Origin of the sequence: Flagellimonas taeanensis, from assembly GCF_003584105.1 — a bacterium.
Lineage (GTDB): Bacteria > Bacteroidota > Bacteroidia > Flavobacteriales > Flavobacteriaceae > Flagellimonas > Flagellimonas taeanensis.
In genome coordinates this window covers 21,110-43,468 of record NZ_QXFO01000026.1, presented here as the reverse complement: position 1 = coordinate 43,468, position 22,359 = coordinate 21,110, and the positions used below count along the sequence as shown (strand labels likewise).

Genomic DNA, 22,359 nt, shown 5'->3' with positions numbered 1-22,359 from the left:
GCTGTACTATTGCGGATTTCTCTAAATAGACTTGGTTATTTTGTGATATGGATAAATCAGCTCTTTAAGTTTTGCCAACCTCGCACCCGCCCAAAGTTATCAACACGAAACCGTTTTCGTGATAGATTGCGATATAGTTAAATTTCGATTAACATTTTTTTTATATATGTTTAACACTTGAATTAAAATTAACTAAACTTAAAATTAATCATTTATGAAGATTACGCTACTAAAAAGCTTTTTGTTGCTTGGGGCATTCTTATGCTTTGGCATGATAAAAGCCCAAACAGTATCAGGTACCGTTTCGGATGCAAACGGTCCTTTGCCAGGGGCTAGCGTATTGGTCAAAGGCACGACCAATGGTACCCAGACCGATTTTGATGGTAATTATACCCTGAACAACATCGATGGTTCGGCCACGTTGGTGTTCAGCTACATCGGTTACAAGACTGTGGAAAGAGCTGTCAATGGCCAATCTACCATCAATGTAACCTTGGAAGAAGATGCACAGGCTTTGGACGAGGTGGTCATTATTGGTTATGGCCAAACCACTGTAAAGGATGCCACAGGGGCAGTGGCCGCGGTCACTTCTGAAGACTTCAACAAAGGTGTCATTTCTTCCCCTGAACAGTTGATTCAAGGTAAGACCGCAGGTGTACAGATTTCCCAAGGAAGTGGTGAACCAGGATCTGGGGTTGCCATTAGAATCCGGGGTACTTCCTCGGTCCGTTCCAACAACAACCCACTTTTTGTTGTGGATGGAGTCCCATTACCTTCGGGCGATACTTCATCTGAAGGAACAAACATTGGCGTTGGATCTAGCTCCGCAAGAAACCCGTTGAGCTTCCTTAACCCAAATGATATTGAGAGCATGAGTATCTTGAAAGATGCTTCAGCTACAGCAATATATGGTTCTCGTGGTGCCAATGGTGTGGTCATCATTACCACCAAAAGTGGAAAAGGTGGAGCCAAAGGGGGTACTTGGGAGTATTCATCAGATTTGAGCTACTCCACTCCCGCCAAAGAATTTGATTTGCTCAATGCTTCTGAATTCCTTGATGCCGTAGATGCCTTTGGAGGTTCTGCCATCAACTATGGCAATGATACCAATTGGCAAGATTTTGTTTTAAGATCTACCGCTTCTACCAACAACAACTTGGCCTACTCCCAGAATTATGGTTCCGGAAACGTTAGGGCCACTTTCAATTATGGAAAACAGTTTGGTATCATTGAAAAATCATCTCAAGAAAGGATTACCGGAAGATTGAATGCCTCGCATCGCTTCTTGGAAGATAAATTACGCCTAAACCTGCAGGGTACTCTTTCAAGGGTTAATGATGAAGCGCCCCCATTGAGTGGTAGCGCTGGATCAACAGGTGATTTATTGGGTGCAGCTTATGCCTCCAATCCAACTTGGCCTGCAAGCCCTACCTTTAACCCCGGTGACAGGATCAACCCTCTCAACCTTTTGCAAAACTGGCAGAGCATGACCTACACTGATCGCGTATTGGTAAATTTCTCAGCGGAGTACGACATTTTGGATGAGTTGACCGCCAAAGTAACCGTGGGATACGACAAATCCGATTCCAAAAGAGAAGCATCGCTTTCCAGCAAATCATTTAATGTTGGTAGTGGTGCAGCTGGAAATGGTAGAGGTGCTCTTAACGACCTTATCAATGAGAACAGATTGTTGGAATTGACATTGAACTACAACACCGAGTTTACGAACTCCAAGTTGGATGCTTTAGTTGGTTTTTCTTACCAAGATTTTAATGTAAGGGGCAGAAATGTCCAAGGATGGGGCTACAGTTCGCCAGATTTGAACCAAATGGCAACAGATCTTTCAAACTCAGCTTCTACTTTGGAAGCAATGATTTCGGGCAGATACCAACAATACGGTTATTCGTTTGATGTTCCCAACAATCCTGCGGGGCTTTTCGTGAACCGTTTATTCCCAACGCCTGAAACCGAATTTCTTGGAGAAACTACCGGTCTTGGTGTACGCGCCCTGTTTACTGACATCTTTGACAATACCGATGAACTGCAATCCTTCTTTGCAAGGGCCAACTATACCATTGCTGACAAGTATTTGTTCACTGCCACAGTAAGAGCTGATGGTTCTTCAAGATTTGGCGAGAACAACAAATATGGTATCTTCCCTTCAGCTGCATTTGCATGGAAGATCAACGAAGAAGACTTTATTGGTGACGCCGTATCCACCCTTAAATTGAGATTGAGCTATGGTATCACCGGTAACCAAGATGGTATTGGCTACGGAAGGTATATAAGAAGGGAAAGATACTCTGGCGGGGGAATCGGAGACGGTGGAGCAGTAAATGTTCCTGGTACAAGCACTGTTGATTTTGCCAATCCAGACCTTAAATGGGAAGAGACCACTCAATACGGCGTCGGTCTTGATTTCGGATTTTCCAATGACCGCCTGAACGGTAGTGTCGATGTTTATCGCAAAGAAACCCGAGACCTTTTGTTGAGTGTGGAGGCAGCACAGCCATCCCCGCAACCGTTCTTCTTCCAAAACTTGGATGCTACTGTCCTTAACCAAGGGATTGAATTCTCACTTAACTATGACATCCTACAAGGAGAAGACTATAGCTGGACTGCTGGTTTCAATATGGCCTACAACAAAAATGAAATACAAGATTTTGAAGGAGCTATTCCGGCAGGAACCATTAGAGGAGCTGGTCTGACCAATGCATTTGCACAGCGCTTGCAGAATGGACAACCACTTTATTCATTTTATCTACGGGAATTTATCGGATTTGATGAAAACGGAAACCCAGTACATGAAGGCGGAACCGATAATCAAAAATTCGTTGGCAAAAGTGCCCTTCCAGACTTTACAGGAGGTTTTTCAACCTCTGCCCGATATAGAAATTGGGATGCTTCACTTTATTTCAATGGGCAGTTCGGCAATTATATCTATAATAACACTGCCAATGCCTTCTTTACTGGAGGTGCTATTGGAAGTGGGAACAATGTGATAAAGGATGTAGTGGCTTTAGCTGGCGAAGAGAGTCGTTTTGCTGAAGCTTCCGTTTCTACCCGATTCTTGGAAAAAGGAGATTTTGTGAGGCTACAAACAGCCTCCATAGGTTACAATGTGCCTTTGTCTGGAGAGGGTATGTTTAAATCAATGAGGCTAAGTCTTACAGGTCAGAACTTATTCGTGATCACTGATTACAGCGGATTGGACCCTGAGGTAAGTGTTACGCCTGCCACAGGAGATTTATTGAACGGTCTTCCCATAGCTGGTATAGACTACTCAGCATTCCCAAGGCCCAGAACATATACGTTTGGCTTTAGTGTAACTTTTTAAAAAAATTAGCATGAAACTAGAAACATATAAAAAATTTGTTTTTGCTTCACTTTTCATAATAGGCTTCACCCTCTCTTGTACCGATTTGGAAATTGAGGGAACCGACTCCATTATTAGTGAAGGCTCGGGCGATGGCGGATTTACAGGTGTCGCCAACCCAGAATCAGCCCTGAACGACCTGTATAACAAGGTAGGTGGAGATTTTGCAACACAGGAAAACATGTACGCTCTATCCGAGGTCACCTCAGACGAACTATTGATTCCAACTAGGGGAACCGATTGGGGAGACAATGGGGTGTGGAGACAATTGCACACGCACACATGGACCCCTGACCACCAGTTTGTAAAAAATGCTTGGAACAATTTGAACCAAAATATCTTTAGGGCATCAGAAATTATTGAAACAACAAGTTCCAGTGCTGGTGTAGTCGCTCAAGCCAAATTCCTGAGGGCATTCAATATGTTCTTTGTTATGGACCTTTATGGGTCTGTTCCCTTTAGGGAAGTTGATGAAGGACCTGAAGTTAACCCAACGGTACTATCCAGAAGCGAAGCCTTCTCTTTTATTGAGTCGGATTTGAACGATGCCTTATCTGGATTGTCATCTGTTGCCCCAGGAGTGGCCAACGTTGGAACCGCTTCCGCAGAAGCTGCAAAGTTTCTATTGGCCAAAATGTACCTGAATGCACATATCTATAAAGGCACGGGTACAGCCGAAACAGCTGACATGCAAAAAGTCATCGACCTAGTGGATGAAATCAAAGCAAGTGGATTCGATATACAAGAAGGCTACTTCCAAATTTTTGAACCCACAGATGATTCAGAGACCATATTGTTTTTAAGAAGTGACATTGGTGCCAGAATCTGGAACAGTATGCACTACAACCAAAATAGCCCTGATAATACAGGTGGAGGTTGGAATGGTTTTTCCACACTTGCCGAGTTTTACGATCTTTTTGAAGGAGATCCGGACTCCAATTATGTAGGCGATGGTCAAGAAGAGCGAAGAGGCTTTGTTCCAGATGCAGCCACTGCAAACAATTTGAACTTGGGAATTGGGTATGGTTTCTTGATCGGTCTTCAATATAATGAAGACGGAACCCCCCTTGAGAATAGACAAGGACAACCCTTGGTGTTGAAAAAGGAAATACCATCCTTGGTAGGTAATGGTGAAACAGAAGGAATCAGGGTTATCAAATACCACCCTTATGATCCAACTGAAGATGACAATGTAAATTCTTTCAGACAACATCAAATCCTCTTCAGGTATTCAGATGCACACTTGATGAAGGCCGAGGCCATGATGCGAATGGGAGATGATGCAACCGCTTTGGTAAATGAGCTTCGTGCAAAAAGAACGGATACAGACCCACTTCCAAGTGTAACAGAAGAAACTCTTCTGGATGAGAGGGCACGTGAACTGTACATAGAGTTCTGGAGAAGAAACGATTTGGTAAGATTTGGCCAGTTTACCGCACCTTGGGGCCTTAAGGAAGTTAGTGGGGATCCAAATGTAAATTTGTTCCCAATTCCAGCAACTGCCCTATTATCAAATCCAAACTTGGTACAAAACCCAGGTTATTAAAAAGAAAAAAGTTTAAGTTGTTTATATGCCGCCCCTATGTGGGCGGCATTTATTTTTATTTAATTACAAGCAGCTATTTCCTATGTCATGGCACCTCGAAGCTATGAATGAAAAAACAGCAAATAAACGATTAACAAAATATTAATGGCTTTAGAATATTTTGAGATAATTACCCATCTTGGTAGATTAGGAGTTTCGTATAGGCTTTAGTTCTCAAGACACATAAACGCAGGCCATATGAGACCTACAAACATATCCAGAATTCACAAAATGAATGGATGGAAGTAGCAATTAAACCATAAAATGCTACACCCAATGATAAAAAGAACATCAAATGAAACTAAAATATGCTACTATATCCCTTCTTTTGATTCTCGCAACTGCATGCAAGAACAAAAAGGCAGAAAAACCGGAAGTGGGAGATAAAGGAGAAACACTATTCACATTGCTACCTTCCGAAGAAACTGGCATAAGCTTTATCAATACGGTTGAAAACCAGAAAAACTTCAACATTTTTAAGTACAGGAACTTTTATAATGGAGGAGGTGTGGCCATTGGTGACATCAACAACGACGGACTTCAAGACATTTATCTGACTGGGAACATGGTCCCGAACAAGCTCTATCTGAACAAAGGAAATTTCAAGTTTGAGGATATTTCCGAAAGTGCGGGCGTGGGCGGCAACAAACCGTGGTCAACGGGCGTGGTAATGGTGGATGTGAACCAAGATGGCCTACTGGACATCTACGTTTGCAATGCAGGAAACATGGAGGGCAACAACCACGACAACGATCTTTATATCAACAATGGGGATTTGACCTTTACCGAGAAAGCGAACGAATACAACCTTGCCAAAACCGGGTTCACCACTCATGCCTCGTTTTTTGATTATGACAAGGATGGCGACCTAGATGTTTATATCCTAAATAACAGTAACATCCCAGTGAGCAGCCTTGGCTATGCCGAACAACGTCAGGTGCGTGCCCAAGATTGGGAAGGTGTTCCCGACATTTTTAAGGGTGTGGGTGACATGCTTTTACGCAATGACAATGGAAAATTTGTGGATGTCAGCGAAGAAGCAGGGATTTATGGTAGCCTTATCGGGTTCGGACTTGGGGTCTTGGTCACGGATTTCAACGGGGACCTATATCCGGACATCTATGTTTCCAATGATTTTTATGAAAGGGATTATCTCTACATCAACCAAAAAGATGGCACTTTCAAGGAGGAGATCAAGGAATGGACCTCGCACCTCAGCCTTTCCGCCATGGGAATCGATATTGCCGATATCAACAATGATGGGCACAACGATATCTTCATCACCGATATGCTGCCCGAAGAAGAACAACGGGTAAAATCCGTTATGGAATTTGAAGGGTACAACGTCTTTGACCTTAAACAGAATAAGGATTTTTACCAACAGTACATCCAGAACACCCTGCAACTGAACAATGGCAACGGCACTTTTTCCGAGGTTGCCTATTACAGTGGCATAGACGCAACGGATTGGAGTTGGGCAGGCCTCATGTTCGATATGGACAACGACGGTCTCAAGGATATTTTTGTGACCAATGGTATCAACCACGACCTGACCGACCTGGACTTTGTCGACTTTTTTGCCAACGAAATTGTGCAGAAAATGGCCCTGACGGGGAAAAAGGAATCCATAGATTCCATTATCAGTAAAATGCCCATTAAGCCCCAGCCCAATTATGCATACAGGAACAATGGTGACATCACTTTCAAGAACGCCAACAAAGAATGGGGATTTGATCTCCCTTCCCGTTCCAACGGGGCCGCTTATGGGGACTTGGATAACGATGGCGACCTGGACCTGGTCATCAATAACGTGAATACGGAGGCCTACATATATAGAAACAATACCGATGCACAGTTGGACAACAACTACATCCAACTCAAATTCAAAGGATCTGAAACAAATCCCTTTGCCGTCGGCACCTTAGCCAAATTTTATTTTGAGGGGCACATCATCAACCAGGAACTGATTCCCTCACGTGGTTTCCAATCCTCCATGGAATATGGAATGACCATTGGTCTGGGAAAATCCGAAGCTTTGGACTCCATTCGCATCGTTTGGCCGGACAATCGCACCCAAAAACTTGAAAATGTCAAGGCCAACCAAGTATTGACCTTCGCCCACGCCGATGCAACGGAAACCTATAAAATTCCTAAAAAGGGGGCCATCAAATCCCTCTTGAACCAATTGGATACAAGTACAATGGCATCCCACCAAGAAGATGCCTACAACGATTTTGACTACGAAGGCCTGATCTATCAGAAACTTTCACAAGAAGGCCCTTCGCTTGCAGTGGCAGACATCAATGGCGACGGCCACGAAGATTTTTTTATTGGAGGGGCACACGGGCAGGCCGGTACCATATACCTGCACGCGGGCAATGGAAAGGTCTCCCAGAAAAAATCACAAGTGTTCGAAAACGACAGGGAATTTGAAGACGTGGCAGCGGCCTTTTTCGATGCCGATGGCGATGGAGACCTGGACCTTGTAGTGGGCTCCGGAGGCAACAATGTGGGCATGCAACGTAGTTATAGGACCAGACTCTATCTCAATGATGGGAAAGGAAACTTCTCAAAATCCCCAAGCGAACTGCCCTCCACCTTCAAGAACATCGCTACCATTTCTCCCTATGACTTTGACAATGATGGGGATATGGACCTATTTATTGGATCGCGAAGCGTAGTGGGCGTATATGGCATCTCACCGGATCACCTGCTGCTTGAAAATATGGGGGACGGCACGTTTACCAATGTTACGGAACGATTGGGCTATGACCTGAAAGATGCCGGCATGGTCACCGATTCCAAGTGGGCAGACGTTGATGGGGATTCCAAAAAAGACCTCATCGTCACTGCCGAATGGGACACCCCTAAGATTTACAAGAATACGGGCAGAAGACTGGTAAAAATGTCCAGTTCCTTGGATAGTCTTTATGGATGGTGGAACACGGTAGAGGTAGCCGACCTTGACAATGACGGTGACTTAGACCTCATCTTGGGCAACCAAGGGCTCAACCTCCATTACAAGCCCACCCACGAGACTCCCATGAAAATGTGGATCAATGATTACGACAACAATGGCACCATAGAACAGATCACTACCTTGCAAAAAGATGGGAAGGACTATCCTATCCATCAAAAGAGGGAACTTACGGAACAATTGCCTGCACTAAAGAAACAAAACCTCAAGGCCTCTGATTATGCTGGACGGACCATACACGAACTTTTTCCAAAAGACATATTGGACAAATCCATTGTAAAAAAGGTGGAGACTTCCGCATCGGTCATAGCCATCAATGAGGGAGGTGGAAAGTTCACCATCAAAAACCTTCCGCCAAGGGTACAGCTTTCCTGCATTTGCGACATCACCTGCATGGATGTGAACAAGGACGGCAATCTGGACTTGATCATGGCCGGGAACAACTTCGAGTTCAAACCACAATTTTCAAGATTGGATGCCGGATATGGCAACGTTTTGTTGGGCGATGGCAAGCTCGGTTTTGAATGGCAGGATTTTGACACCAGTGGCTTCAAGATCCGCGACGAGGTCAAGTATCTTAAACAGTTCAAGGACAAAAATGGCAAGGTATTCGTCATAGCCGCCATCAACAACAACACCCCCAAGATTTTTGCCATCAATGAGTAGGTTTCGCATCGCACTGGTATTTGTTGCCCTTTTGGTTTCCTGCCAAAAAGAAGGGAGTCTTTTCAAAAATCCGGACCCTGGGGAAACTGGGATTACTTTTACCAATACACTCACCCCAACGGATGAGCTGAGCATACTGGACTACCTCTATTTCTACAATGGGGGAGGTGTTTCCATAGGCGATATCAACAACGATGGCCTCCCCGATATTTTCTTTACGGGGAACCAGGTCAAGAACAAACTATACCTGAACAAAGGCAATCTGGAGTTTGAGGACATTTCTGCCACTGCCGGGATTGAAGGAAACAGTACTTGGAATACAGGGACCACCATGGCAGATGTGAACGGTGATGGCCTTTTGGACATCTATGTATGTGCCGTGGTAGGCATCAATGGGTTCAACGGGCACAACGAGTTATATATCAACAATGGGGACAACACCTTTACGGAAAGTGCTTCGCAATATGGACTGGATTTCGACTCCTACAGCTCCAATGCCGCTTTTTTTGACTACGACCTGGATGGCGACCTCGACCTGTACCTCTTGAACCATGCCGTACACACCCAAAATTCCTTTGGAAAGTTCGATCTGCGATTTGAAAGACGATACGAGACCGGCGACAAGTTATTACGCAACGACAACGGAAAATTCAAGGATGTAAGTGAGGAAGCGGGTATCTATGGGGGTATCAACGGGTACGGACTTGGCTTGGCCATAGCCGATTTCAACCAGGACGGCTACCCGGACATTTATGTGGGTAACGATTTCCATGAGGACGATTACTACTATTTGAACAATGGCGATGGCACTTTCACCGAAAGTCTCCGGAAATATTTCGGACACACCAGCAGGTTCTCCATGGGGAATGACGTGGCTGACATCAACAACGATGGCAGGCCCGATTTTTTATCCTTGGATATGTTGCCAGAAGATGAAGTTGCCCTAAAGTCATCGGAAGGGGACGATAACATCCAGACCCAAAAAATGAGGGTGGACCGTTTTGGCTATCACTATCAGTTTACCCGGAACATGCTCTACGTGAACCAACCGGACGGCAATTTTACAGAAACGGCCCTTATGAGTGGCATTGCGGCTACCGATTGGAGCTGGAGTGCCCTTTTTGGGGATTATGATCAAGACGGATACCAAGATGTGTTCATCTCCAATGGCATTCCCAAAAGGCCGAACGACCTTGATTTTATAAAGTTCGCCTCCAACAACGAGATCCAGAAGAAACTGGACAATACCAAATTGGTGGATGAAAAGGCATTGGACCTAATGCCTTCGGGAAATGTGCACAACTACACCTTCAAAGGAGGTAAGGAGCTCATGTTCCAGGACACATCCGGAGATTGGATCACCAAGGACACCTTGATTTCCGGGGCAACGGCCATGGGCGACCTGGATGGGGATGGCGACTTGGACCTTGTGACCAATAACATAGACCAACCTGCGTCCTTATACATCAATAAGATGGACAAAAAGTCCAACTATTTGAAAATCAAGTTCAATTACACCCCAAAAAATAGGTTTGGCATTGGCACCAAGGTATATTCCTATCACGAGGGGAACCTTCAGTTCAAGGAGCTCTTCCCTACCCGCGGCTTTCAGGCTTCTTCGGAACCCTTGATCCATTTTGGGTACGGAAAGATCCAAAAAGTGGATTCCCTAAAAATCATTTGGCCGGACATGACCTATCAGGTCCTGAAAGATGTCCCAGTAAACCAGGCCCTGACCTTGAAACCAGGGAACACAAAGCCTTTTGATTATAGAACCTTGCACAAGACAACACCACCCCTATTCACGGCCGTGGAGAATAATTTGGGCTTGGACTATACCCATATTGAAGATAATTATACAGACTTCAACCGCGAAAAACTCATTCCCTATCAGGTGTCGGACAGGGGCCCCGCTTTGGCACAGGGCGATCTGAACAATGATGGCAAAACGGATGTCTTCTTTGGTGGATCCAAATTTTTCCCTGCCCAAATATATGTCCAACAGGACAGCGTCTTTATGGCCCAATGGTTCGATAGCATCCAAAAAGATTCCATTAGGGAAAATGTTTCAGCCGCTATTGCAGATTTCAACAATGATGGCAAGAACGATCTTTTTGTCACTTCCGGGGGAGGTGATTTCTTTGGCCAATCGGATGCCCTATTGGATGCCTGTTACCTTCAGACAGATTCGTCATTTTCCAGCATCCAACTACCTGAAATCTTCCAGAATTCATCCGTGGTAAGACCTTTCGATTATGACGGGGACATGGACATGGACGTCTTTGTCGGAGGACATACATTGACGGCCCAATTTGGCGCACCCGCCACATCCTATCTACTGGAAAACCATCAAGGCCAATTTCAATTGGTCGACAGTTTTGCCGAACATTCCAAAGGAATGGTCACCGATGCCATTTGGAGCGATTTTGATGGCGATGGCTCAACCGACCTCATCTTGGTCGGGGAATGGATGTCGCCCAAATTCTTAAAAAATGAAAACGGCACCTTTACGGAAGTAGGCTCGCTGGACCTCAAGGGGCTATGGCAGAGTATTGCAGCCTTTGATATGGATGGGGATGGCGACTTGGACTATCTGTTGGGAAATTGGGGCACCAACTCCAAATTCAGGGCTTCCCAAGAATTCCCCATGCAGCTCTATTTTGATGATTTTGATGACAATGGTCAGACAGAGACCGTTACCGCCATGGAGAAAAATGGAAAATACTATCCCTTGGAGTCCATGGACGGCCTTACGGCACAATTGGTCTATCTCAGAAAAAAATACACCACCTATAAATCTTTTGCTGGCAAGACGATGGAGGAAATCTTCGGAAAGGAAGCCCTGAAAAAATCCACGGTTTTGGAGGTCAACACCTTAAAATCGGGTTATTTGAGGAACGATGGAGGCAATTTTGTCTTTGTCCCGTTCCAGAATGAGCTCCAAGTTTCGCCCATAACGGCATTCTTGGTGGATGACTTTGATGGCGATGGTTCCCCAGAGGCCCTTTGCGGGGGCAATTTCTTCGGTGTGAAACCGTACCATGGCCGTTTGGACTCCTTTTCCGGGGCCCTTATCAAAAATGGGGAAACCGTTATCTTAGGAGCCGAGTTGGGCCTCGATTTCACCAAAAGATCATTGAGGCACCTACAAACCCTGGAAATGAACAACCAAAAATATCTATTAGCGGTGTTCAACAACGATAAAGCACAAGTTTATACATTCAAAAATTAACTAAAAGGTCATGAAATTAAGGTCGAGTTTATTTGCGGTAATACTTTTGACATTGGCAGCCTGTCAAAAAAAGGAAGAACCCATTGTAATCACTTCGGAGGAGTTCCATAAATCAGTGGACAAGGTGATCGAGGTCATGATACACGATATCTTTTCCCCACCCGTAGCCAGCAGGATCTTTGCGTATCCCAACATCGCTGCATACGAGATTGTTGCAAAAAAGGATGAAAAGTACAGGTCGCTTGCCGGACAATTGACCGGTTTAGGCAATATCCCAGACCCCAAGGATACTGAAAACGTGAATTTTGAAGTGGCCGCATTGGTGGCCCATATCGATTTGAGCCGAAGACTTATTTTTTCCGAGGAAAGAGTCTCCAATTTCAGGGACAGTCTCTATACCCTGTGGACAGAAAAGAACGAGACCATGTTCAACGCCTCCAAGGACTACGGGATGGAGGTTGCGGATTATATCGCTTCGTGGATGGGTAAGGACAACTACAAGGAAACCCGTACCATGCCCAAATTTTCAGTGGATTCCGACGACCCTTCACGATGGCAGCCCACACCTCCGGCCTACATGAACGGCCTTGAACCACATTGGGCCAAGATCAGGCCCTTTGCCATAGACTCGGCCGCACAGTTCAAACCCATACCACCACCTGCATTTTCCATGGAAAAAGATTCCGACTTTTATAAAGAACTGATGGAAGTCTATGAAGTCAGGAATGAGATGACCGCCAAAGGCGATGCTTCAGAAGAAGTGGCCATTGCCAAATTTTGGGACTGTAATCCCTATGTTTCTGTGACCCGCGGGCATTTGATGTTCGCTACAAAAAAAATCACTCCAGGCGCACACTGGATCGGGATTACCAAAATTGCCTGTAGGAAGACCGATGCGGATTTTGCAAGGACCGTTTTTGCCTATACCAAGACCTCCATTGCCATTGCAGATGGATTCATAAGCTGCTGGGACGAAAAATACCGAAGCAACCTCATACGCCCCGAGACTGTGATCAACGAGTATATTGACGATAGTTGGACCCCCGTTCTGCAAACTCCCCCTTTCCCCGAATATACCAGTGGGCACAGTGTGGTTTCAGGTGCGGCATCCACCGTTCTTACGAGCATTTTTGGGGATGGCTTCTCCTTTGATGACGATACGGAGACCCCTTATGGCCTTCCCGTCCGATCGTTCACTTCGTTCAACCAAGCAGCGGATGAGGCTGCCATTAGCAGGATGTACGGTGGCATACACTACCGCGCCGCCATTGAAGTGGGGATCAAACAAGGACGTGATCTAGGAGAATTTATTGTGGACAAACTGGACATGACCAAAGGCTAATTTCCTATTTTTACGGATTAGTTATGAAGAAGGTTTTTATATCCGTTCCAATACTCCTATTGGTTTTACTCTTGTGGTATCTGTTCATAAAGCCTCAGGATTATCAGGTCAGTTTTAAGGCAAAGGCCATCCCGGGCACTATTTATGAGACCGTGAAGGCATGGAATATGGGCTTTGACAGTGTTGTGCCCCTGCAATTTGAAAGTCCTACCCATTTTGAACAGACCATTGTGGTGAACGATTCCGTTCACGTCTATGAATGGAACATCACCCCTATCCACGATTCCTTAAGTCAAGTAAAGGTCAACATCAAAGATCCTGAGCACACCTTAAAGAATAAGGTTTCCGTTCCTTTTTCGGATACGAATCTTGAAAAAGGGGCCCGAAAGACCCTCATACAGTTCAATGGTTTTTTGAACGACCATTTGAAAGACTTTAAAGTATCAATTGTGGGCGAAGCAGAGCTTTTTTCCTCTTTTTGCGCCTGCGTTGCCCTCAACACCACCCCAGAAAACAAGGCAAGAGGCATGATGGCCAATTATTCCCTGCTCAATTCCTTTTTGGTGGACAATGGAGTTACGCTGAATGGTCTTCCCTTTGTGGAAGTGGAGAATTGGGACCTGAAGGCCAATATGCTCACCTATAATTTCTGCTATCCGATTCTACGATCCGAAAAACTACCCAACCATCCCGATATTGCATACAAACGCATTTTTAGCAAAAAAACCCTAAAAGCCATTTACAATGGCAATTACATCACTTCGGACAGAGCTTGGTATGCACTTCTGGATTACGCCCAGAAAAACAACATCGATGTTGAGAACAAACCCATAGAGGTGTTTTATAACAACCCGAATATGGGCGGCAACGAGCTGAATTGGAAGACCGAGGTCTATATGCCCCTAAAAGAATCAAAGTGAAAAACATTGTATTGATCCTCGTTTTGGTCGCTGTACAGGCCTGTGCCCAAAAAACCTATTATGGGGATTTGGAGCCATTGGGCAAGTTTCCATCCAAACTCGAAGAGGTATCGGGCATAGAGGTTTCACCTGCTGGGGCCATATGGGTTATACAGGACAGTGGAAATGAGGACGAGATCTTTCAGGTGGATATGAAGGCAAAATTGGTCCAATCCCTCAAAATCGATCATGCCAAAAATCAGGATTGGGAAGATTTAGCGCTAGACAACAAAGGCAATCTGTATATCGGGGATTTTGGGAACAATGCCAATAAGCGCAAAGATTTGACCATTTATAAAGTTCCCCGATCCGAGTTGGACAAGAAAAAACCGAATGCAAAAAAAATAGCGTTCCACTATCCCGATCAGAAAAGTTTCCCTCCTGAAAAGGATAGTCTCTATTTTGATACGGAAGGATTTTTTCATCTGGACGGCCATCTGTACATCTTTACCAAGAACAGGACACGCCCCTATTCTGGAAAAACATTGATATATCGGGTTCCTGATACCGAGGGTAAATATGCTGCAGAATCTTTGGGTTCCTTGTTCCTGTGCGGGGACCAGGACCATTGTTCGGTGACCGGGGCGGACATTTCCCCCGATGGGAAGACCATTGCCCTCCTCAGCTACGGCCTTGTGTTCTTATTGACAGATTTTGAACTCTCCGATTTTTCCAAAGCCTCCATTAAAACCATCGATTTGGACTGTCAAACCCAGATTGAGTCCATCTGTTTTTTGGACGACAAAACCCTGTTGATCGCTGATGAACAGAACAGGTATGGTGGGCGGAGCCTCTATCAATTCAAGCTGGATTAAAACCCGAATCCGAGCCCAAAAGCAAACCTGAGCCCATCTGCACTTTGGAACAAGCCCGCATTTGCCGTCACAATATCTGCGCCGTTCAAGAAAAAGCCACCACCGTAAGAGTTATGCCATTTTTGGGACGCATCACCTGGAAACCAAATCCGACCATAATCGAATCCCCCGTATATTCCTGGGGTGACAGGTAGGACACCTGTTGGTCTGGCCCTGAAACTGTACCGCAGGTCCGAGCTTTGGTAAAAAGCAGTTTTGCCCGTGAAGCGTTGGAACCGATAGCCCCGTAATCCATCATTGCCTCCGATGCTGGCACCTTGATAAAATTCAAAATCATCGCCAATATTGAAGTGTCCTTTCAGTTTGGTGGCAAGCACAAGTCTTCCGTTCGGAACCAACCTATGATCTATGGACAGGCTGGGCACAATGAACCCAAAGGACCTGCCTTGCTCTTCCACATTGGTCTTGTAGCCGCCGAGCAGTGTGAATGCCATTCCAAGGGTCGGGAAAGCTTCATTGTCCGTGTTGGAATAGCTGTATTCGCCTTCCACTCCCAAAAAGCTCTTGTGGTTCTCCTCGCCGTTTTCTACATAAAACTCGTTGATGAACCTGTTCTCCGTCTCTTCCACCTCGATACTTTCATAAGAAATACCGGCCCGCACCTTGGAGCCCAGATAGCCCCGCCAAACCAAGGAAGGTGTAAACCTCAACGTCCGCAAACGCACTCGGTTATAATCCAGACCCAAAGGTTCGTCATCATCATTGTTGCCGGTCTCATTCCCAAAACCAAAAAAGTTAAGCGTGAAGTTGGGACTGGTGAATCTTGCGTTCAATTCCAGGTTCACATGGTTGAAGATATGGGCAAATTCCCCTTTGTACCCCAAATCATATCCTTTTGTGGCAAAATAATAGGCGGCATTAAACATGTGCTGTTGGGTGAACGGGTTCTTCCTAAACCCATTGAACGTATAGGTATCCGTCAGCCCGATACGCAACCCATCATCCGGATTGAAGCCAATGGTGGGCAGGATTTGGTTGTTGCTGGCCTTTATGTTCAGAAATTCATACGTATTGGTATCATAATCGTCCAAACGGTTGATGCTTCCCCCGTAGGCTTCATCATAGGTGTTCTTCTTGGCCTTGAAATCATACACAAATGCCTTTTTTGACTTTTCAGAGATTTGGTACACATCATTGTTCTGTCCGCCGACCATGCGTACCTTAATTTTTGAAGATTCCGTGGCCACTTCAAAAACATCATCATCATCCAACCCATACAGCCAAATTTCCTTGGTATAGGCAGGGTCGTACACTTTATGGAAAAATTGATCCTTGATCTCACCACCTTTGATTCGATGGCCCCATACTTCCACTTTTCCATCTGGCAGGGAAACCACCTTGAAATGATCATCCTTGTCCGTACCGGTCACCACGCTATATTTGTTCAACACGGAAAAATATTCCTTTGCGGTCTCTACAAGATTTTCCTTTCTTGCCAATAAAATCTCCTTGATCTCAGCAAGGGTCCCATCCCTTACTTCCTCTGGGAAATCCAAAAAGGCCTCATCGATCACTGCTTCGTTGATCTGCTGTTGAATAAACTTGGCCTGATCGACCCAAACGTCCATCGATGTTTCCGATAGCAGGGCCATATCGAGGGCAAAGGTCCTGGGCGATGATGTAAAGCCCTTGACACTTCTGATCTCTTTATGGAAGCCTTCAAAAATACGGAGTGCTGGGACGGCCCTTGAACCAAAATTCATGATCACCCCATCACCCCATCGTGAAAAAACTTGGTCCCTGTCCCTAGGTATGGGCCTGAACACTTTATCCCCGTCCTTGGTTTCAAATTCGGCCCATCGCCATTGGTCCACATGGCGGTCCCAATCCCCGATGAGGATGTCGAACAAACGTGCCTTGGCATATTCCTTTTGGTCAATGCTGTATTTTTCATCTTCCCTTAACTTATCGATAAGGTCGTAGGTGCTCTCTATTTTCTTTGTCCGTCCAAAACTTTCAAGGTCTTCGTGCTCGTCGGAAACATGCTCTTCGATCATATAGAGCGCATCCCCATAGTCCGAATTGAAATCTCCCAAAACGGATTGTTTCGGTACATAATATAATTTAGGATTGGTGTGATAGAGGCCGACCGCATCGGAGAGTTTGCCAACGGCGAAGGGTGCATATGGATGTGCTCCCGTGTATAGATCTAGCAACAATTTTTCGGTAAAAGTGCCCTCAAACTGGCCTATGATGTATTGATCTTGGAAAGCTATGGCCTGAAGATAACGCTCGGCACTTTTTCTTAGGTCCCGCATTACGTATTGTTTTCCCTTTTCATCTTCCAAACGAAGAGAGTTGGACTGGTTGCCCCCTCCTTTTCGCACCACCTTCAATCCCCCGAAAAGGGTATCCAGATCCACGGTGGGTGCCTTGACCTTTGTGGCGTAGTATTTTCTGTAGCGTTCGCCCCAAAGCCATTTGTGGAACCCGCTTTTGTCCACTTCTTCATCGGTATAGACCGATGTTTCCATATACGGCTGAAATTCTTCCGAAAGTCCAGTCATTGTAGTAGATCTGTCTTTGGGAAGCACCTCGGTGTGGAAAAGCAGTTCCTCCGAAACATCATCTGCCCCATAAAAATCCACAGTTGATGACCCATCTTTGTACACCTTGAGGATGGCATATCCGTTCCTGCCCGTTGAAAACTTACTCCCGTTCAACAGGCGGGTGGCACCTGTCTTGGCCCCGGAACCACTCACTATCTGTGGCTTCCCATATTCCTCCACATATTGGAGGGTGTGCTCGTGACCGGACACAAAAATCACCTTTTCGGAAAATTGGGACAGGGTCAGCATCCTCTTTTTCAGTTCATTGTATTTCTTGTTGGATTGGTCCTCCACTGAGGCGCCAGAGGTTTTCCGTAAAAAATTGGCAACTGTTCCCAAAACGGGAAGAGGCACTTTCCCTCCGCTGGGAAATAGGTGTTGTTCAAAGGAAAATTGACCTCCGTGAGAACCATACGTAAACATGGGGTGGTGTAGGGCAATGATCACGGTCTTGTCCAAATTTTTCTTGATCTCGCTTTCCAGTTCCTCAAAAAATCGACCCCTGTCCTTGATCTCGCACTTGTCGTTCATGGTGGGGTGTTTGTCCCAATCGGTCAAGTACCATTCCGTGTCGATGGCAATGACCATGACCTTGTCGCTGATGGCTATCTTTTCTATGGGGCAGCCATTTTTGGGTTGAAATACCTCCTTGCTGCCCAATGCCTCCTGGATGTACTCTTCTTCACGCTCCAGACCTTTCAGGCCATTACTGTACCAATCGTGGTTGCCCGGAATAAAAATGGTGTTTCCTTTGAACGATTCGAGCGTTTCCAATTGGGCATCCAAGTAGTGCTTGGATTGTTTGTTGCCCACGGGGTCGTCATTTTCATCCACAAATCCTGCTGGATAAATATTGTCCCCCAAGAAAAGTACAGTACTGTTTTTGTTGGCCGTCTCCAGAACAGATTTGAACCTCTTCAAGGTAGGGTTGAGTTCTCCCATAGGGGATTGTCCGGCATCACCGATCAAGTAAAAAGTGTGCTCCAATTCCTTATCGTAGACCGTATCTTTATTGGAAAAAGGTGTTGCATATTTGGCTTCATAAGTGGCACAACCACATACCAAAGCAATCAGAAGGAACAGTAAGTAATGTTTAACCATATCCATATGAGGTTGATTCCAAAATTTTGTACTTTGGATTATTCAAACATAGGATTATGTCGGAAATTGTTGAAAAAACTGAACGCTTTGCATCAAAACTTCTAACGGAAAAACTGGATCCCAGGTTTTTATACCACAACCTTCGACATACCCAACGTGTTGTTAAAAGTACTAAAGAATTGCTCAACTTCTATAGCTTGGGTGATGATGAAAATGAGAAGTTATTATTGGCCGCTTGGCTCCATGATATTGGCTATGTTGAAGGCGGGGAGAACCATGAGGAGGCCAGTTGCAAAATGGCCATGTCCTTTCTTGGTGAAAATGGATATGGCACAGCGGATGCAACCCAAGTATGCAAACTGATCATGGCCACCAAAATGGGATATGAGCCACAGAATCTATCCGAAGAAATCATCAGGGATGCCGACACCTCCCATTTTGCCCAAAGCAGTTACTGGGAAACCACGGATTATTTGAAGGAGGAGCTCAAATTGCTCGGCATTGCCGATTTCTCCTCAAAAGAATGGAGGGAAAAGAACATCCAAATGTTCAGGGACCATCATGGTTTTTATACCGACTATGCCAAAGAAAATTGGGGGGAAGGCAAGGAACGTAACTTAAAACAACTGCTCAAAGAGAAGAAAACCGAAAAAAACATAGCCAAGAAAGAGGCGCTAAAGGCAAAATACAAAAATGAAAGCCCTGACCGGAGCATACAGACACTTTACCGCGTAACCCTAAAAAACCATCTGAAACTCAGTGACATTGCAGACACCAAGGCCAACCTCCTGTTGTCCGTAAATGCCATCATCATTTCTTTGGTGCTTGCCAACCTCCTGACAAAATTGGACAACCCTTCCAATGCCTACCTTATCTATCCAACATTTGTTCTCATCATTTTCAGTGTGGCCTCCATGGTATTGTCCGTTTTGGCCACCAGGCCCAATATTACCAGTGGAAGGTTTACCAAGGAAGATGTGGAACAGAAAAGGGTCAATTTGCTGTTCTTCGGTAATTTCCATAAAATGGAACTCAAAGAATATGAATGGGCACTTCAAGAACTGATCAAGGACAAGGAGTATGTATATTCCTCGCTCACGAAAGATCTTTATTATTTGGGGCTTGTACTGAACAGGAAGTATAAGATACTAAGGGTCACCTACACCATTTTCATGTTGGGTATGATCATCTCTGTAGTTGCTTTTGGTATTGCCTTTCGGTTTTTTGGTCCTGACCGGATAACTTTCTGATCGTTAAGCCCTCAACTCTTCCATGAGGTCGTCATAGGTATAGGTACGCTCGGATTTTTTGTCCTTTTTGTAGAGTATCTCCGCCCTTATGGCCTTGAGCCCGGTCACCCCTTGCAGCCCTTCGAGTTCCACGATTTCAATATTGTTGGTAAAATAGCCCTTTGCCTTCAAGAACCCTAGATATCTCATATACTCCCTTTCGTCCTTGCGCTGGGAATATACTATGGAAAGTTTTCCCTTTTGGGTCAATCGCTCATTGGTGCCCTTGATGTATGATTTGTCGATCCGCTTTTTGATGACCTCGTACCTGGCATTGTAGGTTCCATCCACATCAAAACGCTTTTCATCCATCCGGAAACGTATGGCCAAGGAAGTGCTATATACCAAAATAAGGGAGGCCACATCAAGCTTTACGGGCAACTTGGATTTGAGTGCGTAGTATTTGTTCTCCATTTCGCACATTACCTGAAGTTGCCAAAGCCTAAGATTGCTCAAATAAAGCTTATCAAAAACACGGTCCCTAGCAATGGAACTGCCAATGTACATGTTGTGTTCCACACCATCGGTCTTGTAACGCTCAAAATAGTGGGGGAACATGGCCTGGGCCTCTTCCTGTTTTTTGTCCAGATGGGAAGCCAACAGCATATTGGCCTCCATGACGCTTTCGTCATAATTGCGACGGTGGTCATAATAGGACTCCGTGGTGCCATCTATTTTTTTCTCATATTCCCCTATGAGTGCCTTCAGGTACTTGTCCTCTTTCTTGAAATGTTTGAAGACAGGGTCGATCTCTTCCTTCACAAAATCGAATACGGCCTGTTCGGTATGGGTAAACAAAGCTTCCCTGACCTCTTCCAGATAGTTGTCCACCCGGTATATGAGCTCTTCATAAATGGGAAGCCCATATTTCTTCACAGCCTCTTTGAGGATTTCATTGATCTCCGAAAGCTGGATCATAAGATCCCTTTGTATGGAAAGGTTTCTTTCCTTGGAAGAGTCCTTGATATCGATCTGCCCATAGAGCGGGTAAACATCTTTAAAGACGATTTCCCTGAAAACGGGCTGATTGCCTGCCAGTTCATCCGCCATGAAACGCTTGGCCTCTTCCTGGAATTTCCAGTAAACCGAAGGGTGGACCGTAGTGCACTCGTGCTGTATCACGGCATCTATCAGGTTTTCCTCTTCTTCAATGGTCCGCATGACCGCCGATATGATATAGGGCATCACATCGTCCAGTTTATTGGCGTTTACACTGTTCAGTTCATTGGGCTTTTTGGAAACAAGTTCCAAGACTCCCAAGAGGTTTCCATTGACAGATATGGGCGCCAATATGGCACTCCGTATCCCTTGTTCCATGAGGTTTTTATAGGGCTGTACACCTCCTGACGACTTCTCAAAGTATTTTTCCACATTGGAAATGGCGAAGTACTTACCTTCATCGAACAACTTTCCATGCGAATTATCACAGAGCATGGCATCGCAGGATTCAAGGTCCTTTCCGTTCAGGACATAACTTTCCATACCCTTGCCATAGATCTTGAAAAAATTGTTGGCATTGGAATCATATCCAGCAAAACCTACGTTGATATCCTTCAACCTGAACAAAGACCGGAACGTATTCTGAAAACTCTCCATGAAAGGTTCGTTTTCCTTTTTCTTGCTCCCGATCAATGTGGACTTTATTTCCGAAATGGAATGTTCCGCGGTCACATCGAACATATTGGAGATGATGAAACCTTTTGCGATAAAGCTGTTCGGTGGGATCTTTTCCTTCCACAGATCAAGGTTGTCAAAACTAGCCAAGAGCTCATCCACATCATCCTCTGTGAGTTCCTTTGCCTTTTCGGTGGGAAGAATCTCCATAAAATCAGCATTGTACATGATGCGGTAACGGTTCATTACCCCATTGGCATCAGGAATGTCATAGAAAAGGGGACGCTTAAAGTCGAGATTGTAACCGTAATGAAATTTGAGGATTACACTACATTTCATAATGTAGGTGTATTCCATGGGTAAATTGTGGATTTCAGGCTCAAAACCTTCCCCTGCCTCTTTCAACAGTTTTTGAAAGCGTTCCGAGGAATTGAACACTAAATCTTCAAAGGCCGTAGTGGCCGTTTTTATCTCATTATTGGTGAGTATGGGAGCAAAGGTGTCTTCCAAGATGATCTTGATTACATCCTTGTGTTCTTCCAAAAGCGAAAGATCGCTGAACCCTTCCCTCAATATGGGGTACGGGGCTTGTGCGTCCAACACATATTTGGCCCGCTCGGCCAAATGCGTATTGGGACTCTTCAGCTGTTCATCGTAATGCTCCAATAGTTTATTGAAACTTACCAACTGAACCACAGGGCTTTCCATACCTTTATCCTGCTTCATAGAAGTGTTAGTCGAAATTGAGTCCGTAAAGTTACAAAAAGAAAAAATGCATTCCGTTCAATGCAGAT

At 45.1% G+C, this 22,359-nt stretch carries 10 protein-coding genes; 8 read left to right on the top strand and 2 right to left on the bottom strand.

Annotated features, from left to right (window positions below):
- The first annotated feature begins 214 nt into the window (after nt 1-214).
- The 7 genes from D2V93_RS14175 (at nt 215) to D2V93_RS14145 (ending at nt 14,952) form a co-directional block, all read left to right on the top strand.
- Complete coding sequence (locus D2V93_RS14175; protein WP_119619854.1) at nt 215-3,337, top strand: SusC/RagA family TonB-linked outer membrane protein; 3,123 nt, start codon at nt 215-217, stop codon at nt 3,335-3,337.
- 10 nt (nt 3,338-3,347) lie between these two features.
- A complete protein-coding gene (locus D2V93_RS14170; protein ID WP_182849996.1) occupies nt 3,348-4,922 on the top strand; it encodes a RagB/SusD family nutrient uptake outer membrane protein in 1,575 nt (524 codons plus the stop codon).
- A 334-nt stretch (nt 4,923-5,256) separates the two neighbouring features.
- Nucleotides 5,257-8,604, top strand: a complete 3,348-nt coding sequence (locus tag D2V93_RS14165) for a CRTAC1 family protein (protein ID WP_119619852.1) — start codon at nt 5,257-5,259, stop codon at nt 8,602-8,604.
- Nucleotides 8,597-11,836, top strand: coding sequence for a VCBS repeat-containing protein (locus D2V93_RS14160; protein ID WP_119619851.1), 3,240 nt, complete (start codon nt 8,597-8,599; stop codon nt 11,834-11,836). The genes D2V93_RS14165 and D2V93_RS14160 overlap by 8 nt, the downstream gene beginning before the upstream one ends.
- A 10-nt stretch (nt 11,837-11,846) precedes the next feature.
- Nucleotides 11,847-13,178, top strand: a complete 1,332-nt coding sequence (locus D2V93_RS14155; RefSeq protein WP_072875877.1) for a vanadium-dependent haloperoxidase — start codon at nt 11,847-11,849, stop codon at nt 13,176-13,178.
- Nucleotides 13,179-13,201: 23 nt separating this feature from the next.
- Complete coding sequence (locus tag D2V93_RS14150; protein WP_119619850.1) at nt 13,202-14,098, top strand: GyrI-like domain-containing protein; 897 nt, start codon at nt 13,202-13,204, stop codon at nt 14,096-14,098.
- The gene (locus tag D2V93_RS14145; protein WP_119619994.1) at nt 14,095-14,952 is read left to right on the top strand and encodes an NHL repeat-containing protein; all 858 of its coding nucleotides are present in this window, start codon (nt 14,095-14,097) and stop codon (nt 14,950-14,952) included. Before D2V93_RS14150 ends, D2V93_RS14145 begins: the two co-directional genes overlap by 4 nt.
- On the opposite strand, the gene D2V93_RS14140 is transcribed toward D2V93_RS14145, so the two are convergent.
- Nucleotides 14,949-18,662 carry a metallophosphoesterase gene (locus D2V93_RS14140; protein ID WP_313791654.1) on the bottom strand — a complete coding sequence of 1,238 codons (3,714 nt, stop codon included), beginning with the start codon at nt 18,660-18,662 and terminating at the stop codon, nt 14,949-14,951. The genes D2V93_RS14145 and D2V93_RS14140 overlap by 4 nt on opposite strands.
- Nucleotides 18,663-18,718: 56 nt before the next feature.
- Between D2V93_RS14140 and D2V93_RS14135 the strand changes: the two genes are divergently transcribed.
- The gene (locus D2V93_RS14135) at nt 18,719-19,912 is read left to right on the top strand and encodes a Pycsar system effector family protein (protein WP_072875883.1); all 1,194 of its coding nucleotides are present in this window, start codon (nt 18,719-18,721) and stop codon (nt 19,910-19,912) included.
- Between the two features lie 3 nt (nt 19,913-19,915).
- Here the strand turns inward: D2V93_RS14135 and D2V93_RS14130 are convergent, their stop codons facing one another.
- Nucleotides 19,916-22,291, bottom strand: a complete 2,376-nt coding sequence (locus tag D2V93_RS14130) for a GAF domain-containing protein (RefSeq protein WP_072875885.1) — start codon at nt 22,289-22,291, stop codon at nt 19,916-19,918.
- Nucleotides 22,292-22,359: the final 68 nt, after the last annotated feature.

Bases quoted from the DNA above. Each gene is read 5' to 3' on its own strand.
- D2V93_RS14175 (WP_119619854.1), top strand. From the start codon at position 215: ATGAAGATTACGCTACTAAAAAGCTTTTTGTTGCTTGGGGCATTCTTA.
- D2V93_RS14170 (WP_182849996.1), top strand. From the start codon at position 3,348: ATGAAACTAGAAACATATAAAAAATTTGTTTTTGCTTCACTTTTCATA.
- D2V93_RS14165 (WP_119619852.1), top strand. From the start codon at position 5,257: ATGAAACTAAAATATGCTACTATATCCCTTCTTTTGATTCTCGCAACT.
- D2V93_RS14160 (WP_119619851.1), top strand. From the start codon at position 8,597: ATGAGTAGGTTTCGCATCGCACTGGTATTTGTTGCCCTTTTGGTTTCC.
- D2V93_RS14155 (WP_072875877.1), top strand. From the start codon at position 11,847: ATGAAATTAAGGTCGAGTTTATTTGCGGTAATACTTTTGACATTGGCA.
- D2V93_RS14150 (WP_119619850.1), top strand. From the start codon at position 13,202: ATGAAGAAGGTTTTTATATCCGTTCCAATACTCCTATTGGTTTTACTC.
- D2V93_RS14140 (WP_313791654.1), bottom strand. From the start codon at position 18,662: ATGGTTAAACATTACTTACTGTTCCTTCTGATTGCTTTGGTATGTGGT.
- D2V93_RS14135 (WP_072875883.1), top strand. From the start codon at position 18,719: ATGTCGGAAATTGTTGAAAAAACTGAACGCTTTGCATCAAAACTTCTA.
- D2V93_RS14130 (WP_072875885.1), bottom strand. From the start codon at position 22,291: ATGAAGCAGGATAAAGGTATGGAAAGCCCTGTGGTTCAGTTGGTAAGT.